Here is a 19211-nt window from a genome sequence, read left to right on the forward strand (position 1 = left end):
TTTTCAACTTTTTCAAACTTTTTTCACTGGAATTTTTCCACTCTTTTTTCTCTCCAGCACATTTGCCACCATCGTGATTGCAAATGCACATCCCATTGCAGCAATCATAGCCACTGCAAATGCCGGGCCTTTTCCTTCATTTGCCATAAACGGAGCAAGCACTGCCGGCACATAAGCGGTTCCTTTTACATTGAACAGTCCTACGATTGCTCCACCTACAGTTGCACTTGCCAGCGCTCCGGCAAAGACAATCTTGTTTGAGAACATGAATGGATAAGACGCCTCCACAAATGTTCCAAAACAGATATTGATAATGCAGCCTGGAAGTGCTACAGCCGCCTCACCTTTCTGCTTCGGCAGAATAATGTTAGCAAGTGTGATTCCTGCTGATACCATGACAAGTCCTGTCATATCAATAGCTCCAAGGAAACTAAATCCCATTTCTTCCATTTCCAATAGGACAATCGGAAGAATTGCCGCATGGTAAACACCTCCAATAATTGCCGGCCAGATCAGAAGTCCTGCTACCGCCCCTGCAAGGAGGGCATTGTAATCAATACACATGTTGATCAGAGAACAGATCCCATTTCCAATCCATAATGCTACAGGTGCAATAAGGAATTTTCCCACCAATCCAGCTGCCAGTCCACCAAGACCTCCCGAAGCAATATTAACTGTCGTACCCGGCACATTGTGACGGAAACAGAACACACTGATATAGTAAGCAAGCACACCTGCCAGGATTCCGATGATCAGTCCTCCCAGTATTCCTCCATCCACTGCCAGAATGCCGGCTACAATACCTGCAACAACTCCCACCTCATCAAGACCGGAAACCTGCTTAGCTGCAATTGCACAAATAACGATTGGAATTGAATTTACAAGTGTATCAAATACATCTGACAGACTTCCACATCCTGGAATCTTGCTACACGCCAGGCAAAGTGCCATGGCAATAAATGCCGGAAGGCTTGTCATCATAATTCCGCGGAAATTAATGCGCTTCCATATATTTCCTTCTGCTTTTGATGCTGCATTTTCTCCTGTATTACCAATAACTGGCATATATTTAATTTTCCAGTATTTTGCAAGTGCTGTCGTAAATGCAACGGCTCTTGTACGATTCGTTGTTCCTGTTGTTCCAGATGCTGCCAGAACATTACATCCCATGTTCTGCGTGAGCGCGACACCACTTCCGCCCGTTCCGGCCATCGGAATCTTCGTTCTTGCGCAGGCTTCCATTGCCTGTCTGTTAGCCCCGTCCGGACTGGCACTGACAAACATTACACCGTCAATTTCACCGTCATCAATCTTCTTCGCAAGTTTTGCGTCCACCTTTTCCGCTTCTACATTAACCTCTGTTAAAGTCCCCTGAAATACTGCCTGTATTTCTGTTCCATTCCATGTATATAAAGTTGCCGGGCTGTCCGGTCCCACATTATCCAGACTGCCAGATGCCAGTACATACTGTACAAATGTGATCTCCATGTCTGCAGCCGTTGTCTGTCCGCATATTTCTTTCATCATTGCCGGCAGATTGTTCCCACCTTGCTTATATAGATTTCCACCACTGCTTCCTATAAATGCAATCTTTTTTCCCATTCCTTTATGTCCTTTCAGATTAAATCATATCATCATGCTACCTTGCTAACATGGTAGCGTGCTAAATCAATGAAATAAGCTTACCATTTTCGAATGTATTTGTAAAGAGGAAAATATTATGCTACTATAAATATCTGGATTATTAAAACTATTATTTTAACGCAACATGAAAAAGGAAGAAACACTATGACTAAAAAGATTGCTGTAATAAATGATTTATCCGGATTTGGCCGTTGCTCACTGACAGCCGCAATTTCCGTCATCTCAGCCATGGGAATTCAAGCCTGTCCGCTTCCAACCGCAATTTTAACCGCGCAGACCGGATATCCGCACTATTACCTCGATGACTATACAGATAAAATGGATATTTACCGCCAGGAATGGCAGAAAATGGGACAGCATTTCGACGGTATCTACACCGGATTCGTCGCAAGCGAAGCACAAATTGATCAGATATTCCATTTCATAGATACATTTTATACATCAGATACATTTCTTCTCGTGGATCCGGTCATGGGAGATGATGGTATAAAGTACGATATGTTTACACCGAAGTTACTGGAAAAAATGAATGCGCTGGTCGGGGAAGCGGATATTATCACTCCTAATCTGACAGAGCTCTGCCTTCTGACTGATGCAGATTACGATGCAATCATAGATATTGCAGATACTCGTATTCTCATCGATGTGATTGGTGAATTAGCCTCCACACTTCTGCCACCGGATTCTGATAATTCAAATACATTGGATAGCAGGCAGACTTCCAAAAAAGAAAAAGAGATTATTGTAACCGGCATTCATTGTAAGAATGAACATGGGCAGAAAATGATGGGAAATCTGTACGTTTCCAAAGACACTCGAAAATTATTTGCATTTCCACATGTCGGAGGCAGTTATTCCGGAACCGGAGACCTCTTCGCTTCCTGCATTGCAGCCGGAAAGTGTCGTGGCGATGGTATTCCAGAACTGATCCAGTTATCCGGAACATTTTTAGAACAGGCAATCAAAGATTCCGCCGAAGAAAATGTACCTTATCCAGACGGAACAAACTATGAAAAATATTTGTATATGTTGATAAAAAAATAGAGTCCTGACACTCTGAAAAAATTAGGCAAGTGTCGCCGTTAATCAAAGATGGATATGCATACTTTTATTTTCTCAAATGTATAAAAAATTTTGCAAATTGTTTTTCTCTATGTTATAATGGCGTCATGCAGCGATGGTCGAGTTGGCTGATGGCATCTGCCTCGAAAGCAGAAGAACCGCAAGGTTCCGGGGGTTCAAATCCCTCTCGCTGCGTTTTTAGCAGAAAGTATTATATTAGCTTTCTGCTTTTTATCCGTAAAAATCCTTCCGGCAAAACAACCGGAAGGCTCCTCTTTTTTGAATACGTTTTAAATCTTTCTGAAACTTACTGGTCGGCTTTAGTGTGTATTTCATGAAAGTAAATGCTCCATCATTTTATCCACATCTGTATAAGACTTCCCAAGAGATGGATTCTTCTTCATTTCTTCTACTTCTCTTAATGCTGAAAGCGTTTCACTGTTCGGCGTTTCTTTTGTAATTTCAAATGGTATTCCTTGTTCTCTGATTGCCTGTTTTACAAATATTGTAAATGCTGTTGTTAAATTCATTCCTAAATCATTAAATAACTCTTCTGCCTGCTTTTTTAAAGCATCGTCCATTCTAATTGATACATTTGCCATAAGTTTCACCCAACTTTCTATAATGGTATAATTTTTATTTCCAATATTATTATATGGTATATTGCAACGCATTGTCGATACACCGTATTATATCTCCTTATTTTGAAAGATATGCAAAAGAATTAAGCTATTTCTATATTTTCATCAGATTTTCTTAAGAAATTTTAGAAACATTTCCATTTTCTGACACAAGGCATTCACAATTCTCCATTATAATGGACTTATCAATTGAAGAAGACGGTAGTCGTACTTGCAGAAAAGCCAGACATGGCAAATGTACACTATGCCCTCCAAAATGTCGGCTTACTGCTCACAATCAGGTATGATTACCGGACTTCGCCTAACAACAATTAAAATTTACATAGATAAAATGTTCAAACCCTTTCAAAAAAGAACCAGCACTTTCAAAAGTGTTGGTTCTTTTTTATTCCTGTTTCTTACTGCTCTCTGAATGTAATCTCTCCTGTGGAGGCATCCATGCCATCCACAATTGCCAGTGACTCCAGACGGTATCCAAGATTACGGATCACCGTTCCGCCAGTCTGGAAGCCTTTCTCGATTGCGATTCCGATTCCTTCTACTGTTCCACCTGCAGACTTTACAATCTGGATCAGTCCCTGAAGTGCACAGCCATTTGCAAGGAAATCGTCAATGATCAGTACGTGATCGTCCTCACTTAAGAATTTCTTTGCAACGATTACCTGATTCTTGCATTTGTGGGTAAATGACTCGACTTCTGCCGTATACATCTCGCCTTCAATATTAATGCTTTTTGTTTTTTTAGCAAATACGACCGGAACCCCGAAATGCTGTGCTACAACACAGGCGATTCCGATTCCAGATGCCTCAATTGTAAGAATCTTATTGATTGGTCTGTCCGCAAATCTTTTTTTGAATTCAGCACCCATCTGATCAAATAATTCTATATCCATCTGATGATTCAGGAAACTGTCCACCTTTAAAACATTTCCCTCTTTTACGATTCCATCTTTTACAATTCTTTCCTCTAAAAAGTTCATCACAGATTACTCCTTTGTTCCATTTCAGTTCATTTGGAAATTATTATACTCCTTTTCTTCATGAAATGCATCAAAAATTTGTTTCTGTCGCTTATTTTATGAGTTTCAAAAATATTTTAGAATTTTATTCTACTTTCAATGCATTCGGGTAAATTTTCTCTGTCTTGTTGCTGCTGATACAGTCTCCAATAGCCAGCCAAAAAAACTGGTACAAAAAAAGAGCCAGATTAATTCATATCCTGAGTACATATACTTCTCCTTTTCTTTCGTTTTCGTATTTGTATGAAAATCCCCACTTCTACAAGTAGTAACTTCACATACGTCAAATCTGAACTTAAAAGAAATATTAGCATATTTCACTTTGGAAATCTATGTTCTGGCTCTCTCTTATTGTATATTCAGGGGTTTACATATATTTTTTCACGATTTCATGCATTTGGCCCCACTTTTTCTCCATATCGCTGACCAGCTTGAACTGTGTTCTGCACCGATCCAGATTATGTTCCTCTCGATGGATCTTGAAGTATGTATCTCCCTGCAGATAATCTGTCAGGAAACGCATACCACATTCAAATGTCATGACCTTTGCTCCCATCGGCAAAAGTTCCATCTCCCGTTTTGTCAGCTTGCCATTACAGCCTTCAATGAATCCTTTTGTAAACAGATCAAAAAGCTCCATACTGCATTCAACCTTAGACAGATCTTTTTCATCTTCTGCACCTGTACTTGCCCCGAAACGAATGGCGTCACCGAAATCATTCACAGCAAGTCCCGGCATAACAGTATCCAGATCTATCACGCAGATTGCCTTGCCTGTCTTATTGTCAATCATAATATTGTTAAGCTTTGTATCATTGTGTGTAACACGAAGCGGAATCTCTCCCTTTGCCTGAAGGTTTGAAAAACAGCATGCTACATCTTCATGGTCCAACACAAACTGAATTTCTTTCTTAACACCAGCCGCACGGCTCTTAATATCTGTTTCTACCGCTCTTTTAAAAACCTCAAATCTTGCCTTCGTGTCGTGAAATCCTTCAATTGTCTCAAACAATGTATCGGCCGGATAGTCTGCCAAAAGATTCTGGAAATTTCCAAATGCCATTGCTGCCTGATAGAACTGATCCGGATTCTCTACCTGATCATAACTGCTCGCATCTGTAATAAAAATATAGGATCTCCAGTAATCTCCAAACGAATCCTGATAATATGGTTTTCCATCCAATGCCGGAATTACATTCAACGTTTCTCTGTCTGGATCTCCTCCTTTTTTTATAATTTTTTCGCGAAGATAGGAAGTCACTCCAAGAATATTCTCCATAAGCTCTACAGGGTTCTTGAATACATTTTTATTCATTTTTTGAAGAATGACCTTCAAAATCCCCATGCGTTTTACTTCAAATGTCAGCAAATATGTATCATTAATGTGTCCATTTCCAAATGGTATATCCTGGATCAGTCTTCCTTCATATTGAAAATGTGCAATTGCTTCTGCTTTCTGCGTTCTGACTACCTGTGTCATAATACTTCCTCCCGGTTTTATTCAAAAATCCTTCTACTTATTATTGACATCTTTTATCACTTGATTATTGTAGTATAAATTTGTACAAAAATCTTTATCATATTTCACTCATAATTTATATTATCTGCTTCTATTTCTTGCAATTTTTAATATATACGTTATAATTATTTATAACATTTGTACAAAAAATACAATTGCGCAAAGGAGACTTTAACATGGCATACAATGGATTTTTACCGGAGAATGTAATCAACATCGGTAAAATATACAGTATTCATTATTTTGAATACATGAGCGATTTTTCATTCGAAGGGGAAAGCCACAATTTTTGGGAATTTATCTGTGTAGATAAAGGAGAAGTTGAAGTGACCGGCGGTGATAAGAAGTTTATTCTTCACAAAGGTGAAATTGCTTTTCATGAACCTAATGAATTTCATAATGTTACAGCTACTGGAACGATCGCACCGAATCTGATTGTTATCTCTTTTCAATGTGATGATAATGCTATATATTATTTTCGCAAAAAAATTTTGAAGATGGATGACGTAGAACGCAATCTTCTGGCAAGCATTATTTTTGAAGCCAGACATACCTTCCAATGCCGGCTGGATGATCCATATCTTCAGAATATGCCGCTTAAACAGCCACCTGACATCTTCGGCTCACAGCAAATGATCCGTCTGCTAATAGAACAGTTTTTAATCCACCTTGCAAGACGTTACTCAGCCTCTTACACCAGCGTTGTCCGTCCAAAAGTCACTATGCCTGCAGCCAAATCAACAAAATCCAAAAATGACATTGAAGTCTACAGTCTGGTCACCGAATACATGAAAGAACATATTCGTTCTCATGTCACTATTGAACAAATCTGCAAGGACAACCTGGTCGGCAGATCACGACTGCAGAAGATATTCAAAAATCAATGTGGACTTGGCATCATCGACTATTTTTCGAAGCTGAAGATCAACTCTGCAAAAGAACTGATCCGCTCCAGACATATGAATTTTACACAGATTTCCGATTACCTTGGATATACCTCCATTCATTACTTCTCAAGACAATTCAAAAAAGAAACTGGAATGACACCGTCTGAATATGCATCTTCAATCAAGGCAATGTCAGAAGGGAAGTTTGAGGAAAATTAGTGGAAAATAAAATATATATTGCTCAAAAAGCTGCCTCAGATTCTGACTATTTCCTGTGTCTGAGGCACCTTCTTGAGCTTAACATATTATTTTCCCACTACTTTTTCTATAAGCGTAATAAGTAAAGGAATCTGTGTGCGAATCATCAGTTAATTTTTGATAGCTGGATTCGAAAACAGATTCCTTGCTTTATATAATATTCTTTTTATGTCTCTAACCTTTAATTCCTCCGGTAATTCCTCCGATCAATTTCTCTGACAGGAACAGATACAGGACAAATGTCGGTGCAAATACAATAATTACTGCTGCGAACATTCCAGCCCAGTTTCCGGTGTACTGCATGGACTGCAACATTCCATAAAGTCCTACGGCTACCGGACGTAATGCATCGTTGTTTGCAAAAATCAGTGACAGGAAATACTCATTCCAGATATTAATGAAATTGAATATTGTCACTGTTACCAGTCCGGACTGAGCCATCGGGAACATAATCTTCCAGAAAGCTTTTGCCGGAGGACATCCATCAAGAGCTGCTGCCTCTTCATATGTACTGGAAATATTTGCAAAGAAAGTAAGTAAGAAAATCGTTGTATATGGAATATTAATTCCTACATACAAGAAGATCAAAGTTACCTTACTTGCTGCAACATTATTCAGAATTCCAAGATTTGCTACAACTCCAAACAATGGAAGAACGATCATCGTGATTGGAATACCCATCGCAGACACTAAACTTGTCTGGATAATTTTATTCCCGATAAATGTATATCTCGCAAGGACATATGCTGCCGGCGCACAGATCAGGATCAGCAATACACAAGATACTACTGCATAAAGGAGGGAGTTTGTAAAGAATGTTGCAACTCCGCCACTTCCCCATGCCTGCACATAATTTTCAAAGTGTAGTCCCGACGGGAATTTCAATGCTTTTCCTGCAAAGATATCTGTTGTAGTAGAAAGACTGGCTGCTATGATCCATCCAAGTAACATGAATGTAAATGCCACCCATAAAATTACTATAATATATCCAGGAGCGAGCGCCATTTCATGTTTCCAGTCAATTTTCTTTTTCACTTTTATTTTTTTCTCTTTTTCCATCTTGCGTCTCCTCCTTTCTAAAATTCTAAGTCATCCTCTTTAATCAGTTTATTACAGATTGTAAAAATAACTACAATACAGATGCACAAGATAATACCGATCGCTGCTCCATATCCTGCATTTCTTTCTGTAACTGCATTTCCGGCTCCAAATGTCTGCATGTACATGTACTGTACCGGGACAATAGTTGCCTCATCTGCTGTTACGGTTGAGAACATCTGAGACCACACAAAGAATGCCGCTGTACTTACTGACCACATCGTAATGTTCGTCTTAAATACTCCTTTTAATAAAGGAAGTGTCATATGCTGGAATTGCTGTGGCCTGTTGGCACCATCAATGGTTGCCGCTTCATATAGCTCCGGACTGATTCTCTCAATTCCACTCATCCAGATCAGCATGTGATATCCAATCATTCCAAAGCAATATGCAAATAACAATGCTCCGAATTTGTGACCTGTATCCAGCCATGCTGTCTCTGCCAGTTTATGCATACCGACCGCATCAAGAATAGATTTTAGTAATCCGAACTTAGAACTATATACATACTGTAACCACATAGTTGCAAGGGCTACCGCACTTACAAGGTTCGGAAGATAGATTACCGCACGAAAGAATTTCTTACCACGGATTCCACTTGTCAGGATAACTCCAAACAGCAGAGAAACAGAAAGTACAATTGCTCCACCGATTGCCCAGATTTTAAACAGATTCAGCATAGACTTTCTAAAAATTGCAGTTGCAAATAATTTCTCATAGTTCTGTATACCTACAAATGTCCACAAACCTGTTGTGTCTGTAACGGAATCAATTTTGAAGAAACTCATCATAATCGTCCGGACGATCGGGTATAAAAAAACAATGAGGAAGATGATAACTGCCGGCGCCAGGAAGCCTACGATCATTTTCTTATTATTTTTCATCTCATTTCCTCCTTCTCGCATAATCTCAGCCATCTGCCTCATTCTTTTTTCAGATGTCCTGCGACCGTTTTTTAAAAGAAATATGGCGGCGATGCCATAACCGCCCCGCCACCATATTATAATATGCATCTTATTTGATTATCTCAAATGACTTATTTTCCTGCTGCTTTTTTCATTCCAGAAATGAATCCTGCTGCATCTAATTTACCAGCTGCGAGCTCAAGTGCGCTTGTCTTTAATGTACCAGTCAGGTCATTGTTGCTCTCTGCGCCTGCTGCCCAGTCATAGTATGTTGTTGTTGCATCAAATCCAGCTTTTACTTCTGCAAGCTCTGTTGGCCATGCATCAGAATTTGCTTTGTCAGTTGGGATACAAAGAGCTTCTTTTGTCATCTCTTTGTCATAATCACCTGTTGTGATATAAGTAATCAGCTCAAATGCTTCGTCAGCCATCTTGGAATCTTTATTAATTGCAAATACCTGATTAGCAATGTTGTTAGCTGTATTGTCATCTGTTCCGTTCGGAACTGATGGATAGTTGAAATATCCCCACTCAAGATCCTCAGCTACAGAAGCTTTTGCTTCATTTGGAAGCCATGATCCGCAGATAACGATTGCTGCATCTCCAGGAGCAAATTCCTGATTCTGTCCTGCCGGATATACATTTGTCGCAATGTTCTTTGAGAAGTAACCTTTTTTAGCGAAATCTGCAAAGCTCTGAGCTGCTGCAAGAACTCTCTCATCATCCCATGTTACGTTCTGACCATTTACTTCTTCTCCGGTTACAAGAGATTTTACTCCATCCTGTCCAATATATCTTGCAAGATGATATCCGATAAATGATGTCATATAAGCATCGTCTGCTGTGATTGGTGTAATACCAGCGTCTTTTAATTTAGCGCATACTGCATCTAACTCATCCCATGTTGTAGGAACTTCTTTGATACCAGCTTTATCAAATAATGTCTTATTGTAAAAGAATCCGAAGATTGATGGCTGATATGGGATTGAATGAAGTGTTCCATCCTCATATGCTGCACGTGCAATTTTGAATAATGTCTCGTTTCCGTGCTCTGACTCGTAATCTTTTGCCACATCCTCGAGATCTAACAGATATTTTCCCCAAGATCCGTTTACACGGTTTACATCTTCATCGAACAGGTCGATGGTCTGCTTTGCATCGAGTGCAGGCTGAAGACCTTCACGCTGTCCGGAACGTCCCTTGAACTGAACGTCTACTTCTACACCTGTATCTTCTGTATACTTTGCAATCGCATCCTGGATTACTTTCGCCTGTGGCTCATCTTTACTCCACATAGCCCAGTATACAAGTTTCTTGCCATCTCCTCCAGATGACTTGGAATCGTTGGAACTTCCGCCACATCCAACTAACATGGTCGCAACCATTGCAGCACATAAAAGTGCACTGATTACTTTCTTTTTCATTCTTTTTCCTCCTATACCATTTTGGTAAATCGTTTTTAGTAATTTTGCAATTACTCTTTTCTCGTTGGATTCATTATGTCACAATTTTGCACAATAATCTTTATCCTAAAGTTTCATTAATTTGCACAATCTGCTCTAAAATGCTGTTTTCAGCAAAATAACGGGCTATTTTTTGTACACATTGTATAAATTAATATTTTCACAATCTTGTTATTTATTCTACATTACACAAATTATTAAGACCTATTATCGATTTTCATCTGATTATTTTATCCCTGATTCTTTATATCAGAGATAATGCTGCTTCATCTCCCACCAAAATAACATCATTATGCATCTGAAGGATTGATGCCGGCACACCTGGAATCACTGGTCCGAAAAATGCTTTCTTTACAATCTCTGCTTTGTCTTCCCCACTTACTACAACAAGAATCTTCTTTGCCTGCATAATTGTCTTTATCCCCATGGTATATGCCTGTCTTGGAACATCCGCCTCCGAAGCAAAAAATCTTTTATTTGCCTCAATAGTACTCTCCTGAAGGTCCACACAATGTGTCCCCGTCTCAAATGCCTGTTCTGGCTCATTAAATCCAATATGTCCATTATGTCCCATTCCAAGAAGCTGAAGATCTACGCCTCCAAGGCTTCTGATCAGTTCCTCATAACGTTCACATTCTTTTTTACTGTCTGGTTCCATTCCATTGGGCAAATGTGTGTGTCTCTCCTGAATATTCACCTGATCGAACAGATGCTGATGCATAAAGTAATAATAGCTCTGTTCATTGCTTCCCGGCAGTCCTTTATATTCGTCCAGATTGACACTTGTCACCTCTGAAAAATCCAAGTCTCCTTTTTTGTACCAGTCTACCAGCTGACTGTAAGTTCCTATTGGCGTAGAGCCAGTTGCCAGTCCAAGTACACTGTTTGGTTTCAAAATGATCTGCGCAGAAATTATATTGGCTGCTTTTCTGCTCATATTCTTGTAATCTTTTGCTCTGTACACTCTCATAACATTTCCTCCATTTTTATAGACACTTTTTTTAATTCACTTTAAAATTATAGTAGTGTGGCAAATGCCCTTTTTCCCCGTACACTTTTTCGTGAAGGCTCTCCCAGATTGACTGGATATCGCTGTCACCTTCCCGGATATCTGACACATCAATTCCATCGCCGTCATTCAGCAAATGATACGCCTCTTCATTTCTTTCTAATTTTTCAAGTGCTGCCACATAATAATATTGAATTCGTCCGTTCTTCTGATTTTCTGCGGTCTGTTTTTTATATTCTTCATCAATTTCCTTGTAAGCCCCACATTTTTCCAGAATCTTAAACCCTTCCTTCTGATAAGATAGTCTCTCTCTTTGAAGCGCCATTCCTTCCATAATAAACTGTTTTGCCTTCTCAGGATCCGATTTCAGATACAGACACGCCAGTCCATGATATGCCCATGCATTGGATGTAAGATCAACAGATCTTGCAAATTCGTCTCTTGCATCTTCATTTCTTCCTGCAATTAGATAGCTGATACCAAGCTGATAATGTGCATACCAGTTCGCGGCATTCGGTGCATCTTTTCTGACTGTTTTCTCTTCCAGATATGTCAGGAATTTCTCTCCATTCCAGAACTCGTCCGGCTCATCTTCTGGATTTGGCATATGTAGAATGCCTGTCTCAAAGAAATGTTTCCACTTCTTTAATGTTTCTGACTGATTCACAAATTCCAGATGGCCAGTTCTTTTTGTTTTTGGTGCAAATGTTCCATATCCGCTTCCTGCCTGGACTAGCTTTGCCTGCTTCTTTGCAAGTCCTTTTGTCTCTTCCAGACGTTTCTTAAGTTTCTCAATCTCCTGATTTGCCTTCAGTTCCTCTGTCACCTTCTCATAACGCCATTCATGGGACTGTTCACATGCACCTGCACCAAGATCCACTGCTCCGTAGCGTTCCATCCATTCCCATGCAGTGTGTGGTGCCATCGGAATACAGCCATACTGTGTCTTTCCAAGTCCTGCCTGGATCTCCACATAACGTCCTGCATCTTCCGTCAAAAATTCCTGCCAGCGGTCGGAAGCATCAATATTTCCCCATGAAAATAGCTTCCTTCCCTGTAGTCTTGGTGTTGAAAATTGTAAAAGTCCATATCCATCTGGCGCAATATTGGCAATATATTTGGGTTCTTCCTTCGGAATATGAAAGAAATAATCTATACTGGTCGGAATCTTCTTATAATCTGTTACATCAATTCCATTAACAAACGGAATCTCTACTTTAAAACCATTCGTCCCTACCGCTGTAAATGCTTCCTTTGCCGGTACGACAAGGCGTCCCCCTTCATACTCCGGTACTGCCATGTTACTCCACCAGTACATCGGAATAACCTGATTGCTGTCATTAACAATTCTCATTCTGCAGTTCAGATACGGACAAGCCTCCTCCAGCCAGAAATCCATCTGCCAGATAACTCCCCGGATTCGTTCATATTCATACATACGAAGTACCGGATCACCTTCATCTGTCTGCGTCTTTGCTACATAAAGCGGCTCCGTTGTCAATGGATTATGACCGATAATTCCAAGATTCCACTCGACACCTCCGGAAAACCATGCATTTCTAATAGCAAGGTTGCTAAATCTGAGCACATCATTCGTGTAAAGAAGATTCTTTCCTGTTTTCTTATCCCACAGCTCCCACAATCTTCCACCATATTCCGTAAGAAATACTGCCTTCAAATACTCGTTTTCCAGAACCGCCGTCTTTACATCTTTCTCATGCAGCTCTCTTGTATATCCATTAAGCTGACGATATGGAAACGCACTATTTACTTTGCCATATCCTTCATAAATCTCATCATCCTCGTCCAGATCAAACACAAGCGAATTCTGAGTTGTCAGTTCCCCAAAAAGATCCGGTACCGAAGACTCCTCCCCCAGTTCTGCAACTTTCATACGCTTCGTCTCAAATACTAGCCTTGTCATAATATACCTCCCACTTCTTATAATTTTATCCCTCAACAGGCCTTCTAACATGCACTTTCAAGATGTCTTTAGCATCTCTTTCACTTTTTTCTATTGATATACTAAAATTTTCTCTATCCTATCTTCCATCATGGCATAGAACGATTGTATAATCTTTACACAATCTACACCTTTTTTTGCCATATCTGCGTCAACATACACAAAATCATAGCAGTATGCAAAACAAATCCATATGGAGACAGAATTCCAGATATGTAAAAATGCCGCTATCTGCTGCGCCACTTATATTCACATGATTATGTAAACTCACCTGCAAGCAGGTTCAAACAGTACATAATCATGTGAGCTATGCTCGCAGATATAACGGCATTTTCATAATTATCTGAGAATCTCTGTCTCCATCTAAATCTGTAATGTTGCTCACTACTATAATTTAACTAACTCTCAAGTTATTAAATAATATTTTTTACTTAGCATCACCTACAAAATCCGTCACTGACACTTCCTCCGAATCTTTGATAACTCAATTTTTTTCAATTTACTTTCTGAATCTTGTTCTAAAGCGACGCAGCAGATATCGATATTTATACATATCTGAAATCCTGCCTCGGATAATTCACTATATTATAACAACAAATTTTATTACACAGCCTGGAACTGACTGTTATACAACTTATTATAAAATCCTCCTTGTGCCAGCAGTTCTTCGTGTGTTCCCTGCTCGATGATTTTTCCGTCTTTCATAACGAGAATAAGGGATGCATTCCGGATTGTAGAAAGCCGGTGTGCTACGATAAAGCTTGTACGTCCCTTCATTAATTTGTCAAATGCTTCCTGAATCTGCTGCTCTGTTCTTGTATCAATACTTGATGTGGCCTCATCAAGTATCAGCATTGGCGGCAGGCAGAGCATAACTCTTGTAATACATAGAAGTTGCTTCTGTCCCTGGCTGATACTGTCTTCATGAAGCACTGTATCCAATCCTTTTGGAAGACGCTCGATAAATTCCCAGCTATGTGCTTCTTTTGCCGCACGGATAATGTCTTCATCTGTGGCATCTAGTTTTCCAAATGCGATATTTTCCCGGACTGTTCCATCTTTGATCCAAGTCTCCTGTAGCACCATTCCATAGGAACTGCGAAGTGCATGGCGGCTGAGTCCGTCAATTGACTTGCCGTCAATTTTAATGTTTCCTTGATCCACATCATAAAAGCGCATCAGCAGATTGATAAATGTCGTTTTCCCACAGCCGGTCGGTCCTACAATGGCAATCCGCATGCCGGGATCTACTTCCAGATTAAAATCTTCAATCAGGCGGTGATTCTTATCATAACTGAAGTCTACATGGCTGATGGACACATTTCCTTTCACTTCGTTGATTGTTCCTTCCACGTCTGGGGATTCTTCCTCTTCCTCCAGAAGGTCAAAAATACGGTTCGCACACGCCAGCGCATTTTGCATCTCTGTAATGACAGAACTAATGTCATTGAACGGTTTCATATACTGGTTCGCATAAGATAACAACACGGACAGACCTCCAACTGTCAGAGCTCCGCCTGGTATCATAAATGCCCCTACAAGAGCAACACCTGCATAGATAACATTATTTACGAAACGCGTAGACGGGTTTGTCAGACTGCTGTAGAAAACTGCTTTCTGACTGTATTTTTGTAAATCTGCATTGATCTGTGCAAATCGCTCTGACGCTTTTTCTTCATATCCGAATGCTTTGACTACTTTTTGGTTTCCAATCATTTCATCAATGAGTGCCGTCTGATTTCCTCGAGTCTCACTTTGCTTATGAAACATTTCAAATGATCTGGAAGAAATAAATCTAGCAATTAAGAAACTCATTGGTGTCAACACAATGACCAGAAGTGTGATCCAGAAATTCTTGGAAAACATAAAAATCAAAGTTACAACAATCGTTACAATTCCGGAAAACAACTGGGTAAATCCAAGTAAGATTCCATCAGACAAAATATCTGTATCTGCGATGATCCGGCTTACAATATCTCCAGAACTGTGACGGTCCAGATAAGACAGGGGTAACCGCTGAATATGACGGATTGCCTGGGAACGGATATCCTGTACAATATGATAAGTCATATGATTATTGATCATGTTCATGATCCATGCTGCCAGCGCTGATATTGCAACTAATACAAGAATTTCTCTTAATAATATCCACATGGCATCAAATTGAACCTGATGCTCTGCAACAATCTGATCAATGGCATCTCCGAACAGGATCGGCACATATAATTGTAATATTACTGAAACGGTTGCAAGCAACACGCTCAGCACAAGAAATATTTTATATTTTCCAATGAATTTTAAAATCTTCTTCATCTTCTATGCCTCTCCTTTCCCGTCATAATTTATTTTTTCTCTTAATTTTTCTTCCGGGAATTGTGAATAATAAATTTCCTGGTAAACTTCACAATTTTTCATCAATTCTTCATGCGTTCCCTGTCCAGCCAATTCTCCATTTCCAAGAACAAGTATTTTATCTGCCTGCTTAATTCCAGCTACACGCTGAGATACAAGAAATGTTGTCATCTTGCCTTCCAGACCATGGATTGCTTTTCGAAGCGCTGCATCTGTTGCAAAATCAAGAGCGCTCGCACTATCATCTAAAATTAATATCTCCGGTTTCTTAACTAAGGCTCTTGCAATGGTAAGCCTCTGTTTCTGTCCACCAGACAGATTACGTCCATTCTGCTCCAACTGGAAATCCAGCTTTCCAGGCTTTCCTTCAACCACTTCTTTTGCCTGGGCAATTTCAATTGCTTTCCAGATGTCCTCATCTGTGGCGTTCTCGTCACTCCATTTCAGATTGTCACGGATACTTCCCTGGAACAGTACACTTCTCTGCTGAACAATTCCGACTTTCTCACCGATAGATTTTCTTGTGTATTCTGTAACATTTTCTCCGTCCATATAGACCTGTCCGTCCTGCGGATCGTAGAATCTTGGGATCAAAGATACCAGTGTTGATTTACCACTTCCGGTTCCTCCGATAATACCAATCGTTTCTCCCGGCATCGCCTGGAAACTGATATCCTTAAGACTCGGTGCTCCCGCGCCCGCATAAGTAAATGTGACATGATCAAATTTAACTGCAGGTGTATGATTCTGCTTTTTCTCTTTCTGACGCATCTCATCGTTTACATATATCATACTGGACTTCACTGCCAAAATTCCTGCCACACGGTCTGCGCACGCCATTGATTTGTTCAATGTAATGATCAGTGATGCTAATTTGATCAATTCAACAATTATCTGAAGCATATAGTTGTAAAGAGCAACCACTTCACCTTGCTGCATATTTCCCATATTAACCTGAATACCAGCGCGGTCAATCAAAATAACTGTTGCAATATTAATCAGCACATAAGTCACTGGATTTAAAAGTGCTGAAATCCTTCCGACAAAAAGATTCAATCTCGTCAGTTCCCGGCTGCTGTCTTCAAATTCTTCTACAGATTGCTCTTCCCTGCAAAATGCACGGATCACACGGACACCTGTTAAATTTTCTCTTGTCAGTCCTGTCACCTGGTCCAGTCCATTTTGCACTTTCTTAAATAATGGAATGCTGACCAGCATAATGGAAAATACAACAACGAACAATACCGGAATCGCAATCACAAATATCCATGCACATTTTACATTGATTGTAAATGCCATGACCATGGAGCCAAGTACGACAAATGGACTTCGAAGCAGAAGTCTCAGACCCAGATTCAATCCATTCTGAACCTGATTCACATCATCTGTCAAACGTGTGATCAAGGTATCAGTTCCCATGGTATCTAATTCTGTAAATGACAATGACTGAATATGATCAAACATTGCCTGTCTTAATTTTGCCGCAAATCCACAGCTTGCCTTCGCAGCAAAAAACTGTGCGGTGAAACTGCAGGCAAGTCCGACTCCCGCCATTAAGATCAATACAAAAAACATCTGAACCACATAACTTCGGTTATCCTGTGCGACACCGACATCAATAATCTGTGCCACAACTACCGGAACTAAAAGGTCAAAAACAACCTCCAGAAGCTTAAAAAGCGGTGCCAGAATACTTTCTTTTTTGTACTCTTTGAGATAAACTGCCAAACTTTTCATGTCTCTATTTTCCTCTCTCTTCCTGTTTCACGAATCTATGCCTATTATAACGCACATTCAGTAATATGCATAATATTCCTTTTATTGCTTTGTAATATATTTTTTATATTGCATTTGTAATACCTTCATTATAACATAGTGTTACATACGTTTTGGAAGCTTTCAAGAAATGGAGATGGATTATGGAACTTAGACAATTAGAATACTTTAGACAAATTGCAGATACACATAGCTTTAATGAAGCAGCCAGACATTTAAATATGTCACAGCCTCCTCTCAGCTATCAGATTCACCAATTAGAAGAAGAACTGGGCGTACAACTTTTTGAGCGGACAAGCAAAGGAGTTATTCTGACAAATGCCGGCGAAGTCTTATACGAGCGCGCCGGAAATTTGCTTGATTATGCAGATTCTGCAAAGCTTGAAGTTACAAAAGCCGGAAAAAAGCGAGTTCTTCGTATCGGAATGACCTCAACAACAACTGCTGTAATGATGCCATTTATCTCTACATTTGCAAAAAAATATCCTGACGTAAACTTCGAAGTAAGGGACGGAAGTACCTATACATTATATAGTTATCTTATGGATGGAATTATCGATATCTCCGTTGCACGTACCCCGCTTCAGTTAAACAAAGTAAACTCTTTTACTTTATGTTCTGAGCCAATGATTGCTGTGTCAAACTTTTCAGCAAATCACCAATCTTCTAATGCTGTCCCTGTCACAAATAATACTGCTACAAATTCAAATAGCAAAATGCTTTCTTCAAAAATAATACAGCTAAACGACCTGTCAAAACTTCCATTGATTCTTTATCGCAGATATGAACGATTAATTCTTGATACATTTCATGCAAAAAATCTTGATCCTGAAATATTCTGTCTCTGCGATGACGCAAAAAGCGCTTTGCTCTGGGCTAAAGATGGACTCGCAACTGCCATTTTCCCCAAATCAATGCAGTCATTGTGTACAGGACTTCGAATTTATGAAATTGATGAACCTACTCTTATAACACAAATTGTATTAATCTGGAAAAAAGAAAAGAAACTTTCTCCTATCGTACAAGAATTTTTAGATGTATGCCAAAAAAAATAATTCAAGAATGCCTCGGCATTCTTGCTGCGAGGTGCGCGTCATGCAATTGCATGACATACTTCTACTGCGCACCTCTGCAATCCTGCCGGAGACTTCTTGTATAATAGGAAATGCGACTTTCTATATACAAAAAAAGTGACTGGTTCATACCAATCACTTCTTATATAAATATATACCTTCAAAACTGCATATAAGAAACTTTTTAACATCTTACCTATCCACCTGTGCTTCGCACTTTTGTGCTCTTGCTTTTGGTTATGCCCTCGACCTATTAGTAACAGTCAGCTCCATGTGTTACCACACTTCCACCTCTGTCCTATCTACCTCGTCGTCTTCAAGGGGTCTTACAACTTTCGTTGGGATATCTCATCTTGAGGGGGGCTTCACGCTTAGATGCCTTCAGCGTTTATCCCGTCCCGGCTTGGCTACTCTGCTATGCTCCTGGCGGAACAACAGATCAACCAGCGGCCAGTCCATCCCGGTCCTCTCGTACTAAGGACAGCTCCTCTCAAATATCCTACGCCCACGCCGGATAGGGACCGAACTGTCTCACGACGTTC

Annotated in this window: 14 protein-coding genes, 1 tRNA gene and 1 rRNA gene; 4 read left to right on the plus strand and 12 right to left on the minus strand. The window is 39.9% G+C overall.

The window, feature by feature from the left end; genetic code table 11:
• Positions 1 to 12: 12 nt before the first annotated feature.
• A complete protein-coding gene (locus tag G593_RS0103595; protein WP_029730778.1) occupies positions 13 to 1602 on the minus strand; it encodes a PTS sugar transporter in 1590 nt (529 codons plus the stop codon).
• Positions 1603 to 1788: 186 nt separating this feature from the next.
• On the opposite strand from G593_RS0103595, the gene G593_RS0103600 reads away from it, so the two are divergent.
• Together G593_RS0103600 and G593_RS0103605 are read left to right on the plus strand one after the other, a co-directional pair.
• The gene (locus tag G593_RS0103600; RefSeq protein WP_022279404.1) at positions 1789 to 2688 is read left to right on the plus strand and encodes a bifunctional hydroxymethylpyrimidine kinase/phosphomethylpyrimidine kinase; all 900 of its coding nucleotides are present in this window, start codon (positions 1789 to 1791) and stop codon (positions 2686 to 2688) included.
• Positions 2689 to 2815: 127 nt separating this feature from the next.
• Positions 2816 to 2901 (plus strand) — tRNA-Ser (locus tag G593_RS0103605).
• Positions 2902 to 3038: 137 nt separating this feature from the next.
• Here G593_RS0103605 and G593_RS0103610 read toward each other — a convergent pair.
• The 3 genes from G593_RS0103610 to G593_RS0103625 all read right to left on the minus strand — a co-directional run bounded on the left by G593_RS0103610 (position 3039) and on the right by G593_RS0103625 (position 5846).
• The gene (locus G593_RS0103610) at positions 3039 to 3308 is read right to left on the minus strand and encodes a type II toxin-antitoxin system RelB/DinJ family antitoxin (protein ID WP_005336875.1); all 270 of its coding nucleotides are present in this window, start codon (positions 3306 to 3308) and stop codon (positions 3039 to 3041) included.
• A gap of 437 nt (positions 3309 to 3745) precedes the next feature.
• Complete coding sequence (locus G593_RS0103615) at positions 3746 to 4327, minus strand: xanthine phosphoribosyltransferase (protein WP_022279406.1); 582 nt, start codon at positions 4325 to 4327, stop codon at positions 3746 to 3748.
• Positions 4328 to 4733: 406 nt separating this feature from the next.
• Positions 4734 to 5846, minus strand: coding sequence for a phosphotransferase enzyme family protein (locus tag G593_RS0103625; protein ID WP_029730779.1), 1113 nt, complete (start codon positions 5844 to 5846; stop codon positions 4734 to 4736).
• Between the two features lie 215 nt (positions 5847 to 6061).
• Here G593_RS0103625 and G593_RS0103630 point away from each other — a divergent pair, with 215 nt between their 5' ends.
• Positions 6062 to 6991, plus strand: a complete 930-nt coding sequence (locus G593_RS0103630; RefSeq protein ID WP_029730780.1) for an AraC family transcriptional regulator — start codon at positions 6062 to 6064, stop codon at positions 6989 to 6991.
• 213 nt (positions 6992 to 7204) lie between these two features.
• On the opposite strand, the gene G593_RS0103635 is transcribed toward G593_RS0103630, so the two are convergent.
• The 7 genes from G593_RS0103635 to G593_RS0103670 form a co-directional block, all read right to left on the minus strand.
• Positions 7205 to 8089, minus strand: a complete 885-nt coding sequence (locus G593_RS0103635; RefSeq protein WP_005336868.1) for a carbohydrate ABC transporter permease — start codon at positions 8087 to 8089, stop codon at positions 7205 to 7207.
• A 17-nt stretch (positions 8090 to 8106) separates the two neighbouring features.
• Positions 8107 to 9012, minus strand: a complete 906-nt coding sequence (locus G593_RS0103640) for a carbohydrate ABC transporter permease (protein WP_005336866.1) — start codon at positions 9010 to 9012, stop codon at positions 8107 to 8109.
• Between the two features lie 152 nt (positions 9013 to 9164).
• Positions 9165 to 10457: an ABC transporter substrate-binding protein gene (locus G593_RS0103645; protein WP_029730782.1), complete on the minus strand. Its 1293-nt coding sequence runs from the start codon at positions 10455 to 10457 to the stop codon at positions 9165 to 9167.
• A 283-nt stretch (positions 10458 to 10740) separates the two neighbouring features.
• A complete protein-coding gene (gene nagB / locus G593_RS0103650) occupies positions 10741 to 11466 on the minus strand; it encodes a glucosamine-6-phosphate deaminase (RefSeq protein WP_029730783.1) in 726 nt (241 codons plus the stop codon).
• 31 nt (positions 11467 to 11497) lie between these two features.
• On the minus strand, positions 11498 to 13429 hold the full coding sequence (locus G593_RS0103655; RefSeq protein ID WP_029730784.1) for a DUF5107 domain-containing protein: 1932 nt from the start codon (positions 13427 to 13429) through the stop codon (positions 11498 to 11500).
• 642 nt (positions 13430 to 14071) lie between these two features.
• Positions 14072 to 15781 carry an ABC transporter ATP-binding protein gene (locus G593_RS0103665; protein WP_029730786.1) on the minus strand — a complete coding sequence of 570 codons (1710 nt, stop codon included), beginning with the start codon at positions 15779 to 15781 and terminating at the stop codon, positions 14072 to 14074.
• A 3-nt stretch (positions 15782 to 15784) separates the two neighbouring features.
• Complete coding sequence (locus tag G593_RS0103670) at positions 15785 to 17557, minus strand: ABC transporter ATP-binding protein (protein ID WP_029730787.1); 1773 nt, start codon at positions 17555 to 17557, stop codon at positions 15785 to 15787.
• Positions 17558 to 17739: 182 nt separating this feature from the next.
• Between G593_RS0103670 and G593_RS0103675 the strand changes: the two genes are divergently transcribed.
• Complete coding sequence (locus tag G593_RS0103675; RefSeq protein ID WP_029730788.1) at positions 17740 to 18651, plus strand: LysR family transcriptional regulator; 912 nt, start codon at positions 17740 to 17742, stop codon at positions 18649 to 18651.
• Positions 18652 to 18902: 251 nt separating this feature from the next.
• On the opposite strand, the gene G593_RS0103685 is transcribed toward G593_RS0103675, so the two are convergent.
• Positions 18903 to 19211, minus strand: a 23S ribosomal RNA gene (locus G593_RS0103685); the annotation flags it as partial.

This window comes from Dorea sp. AGR2135, from assembly GCF_000420885.1.
GTDB lineage: Bacteria > Bacillota > Clostridia > Lachnospirales > Lachnospiraceae > Dorea > Dorea formicigenerans.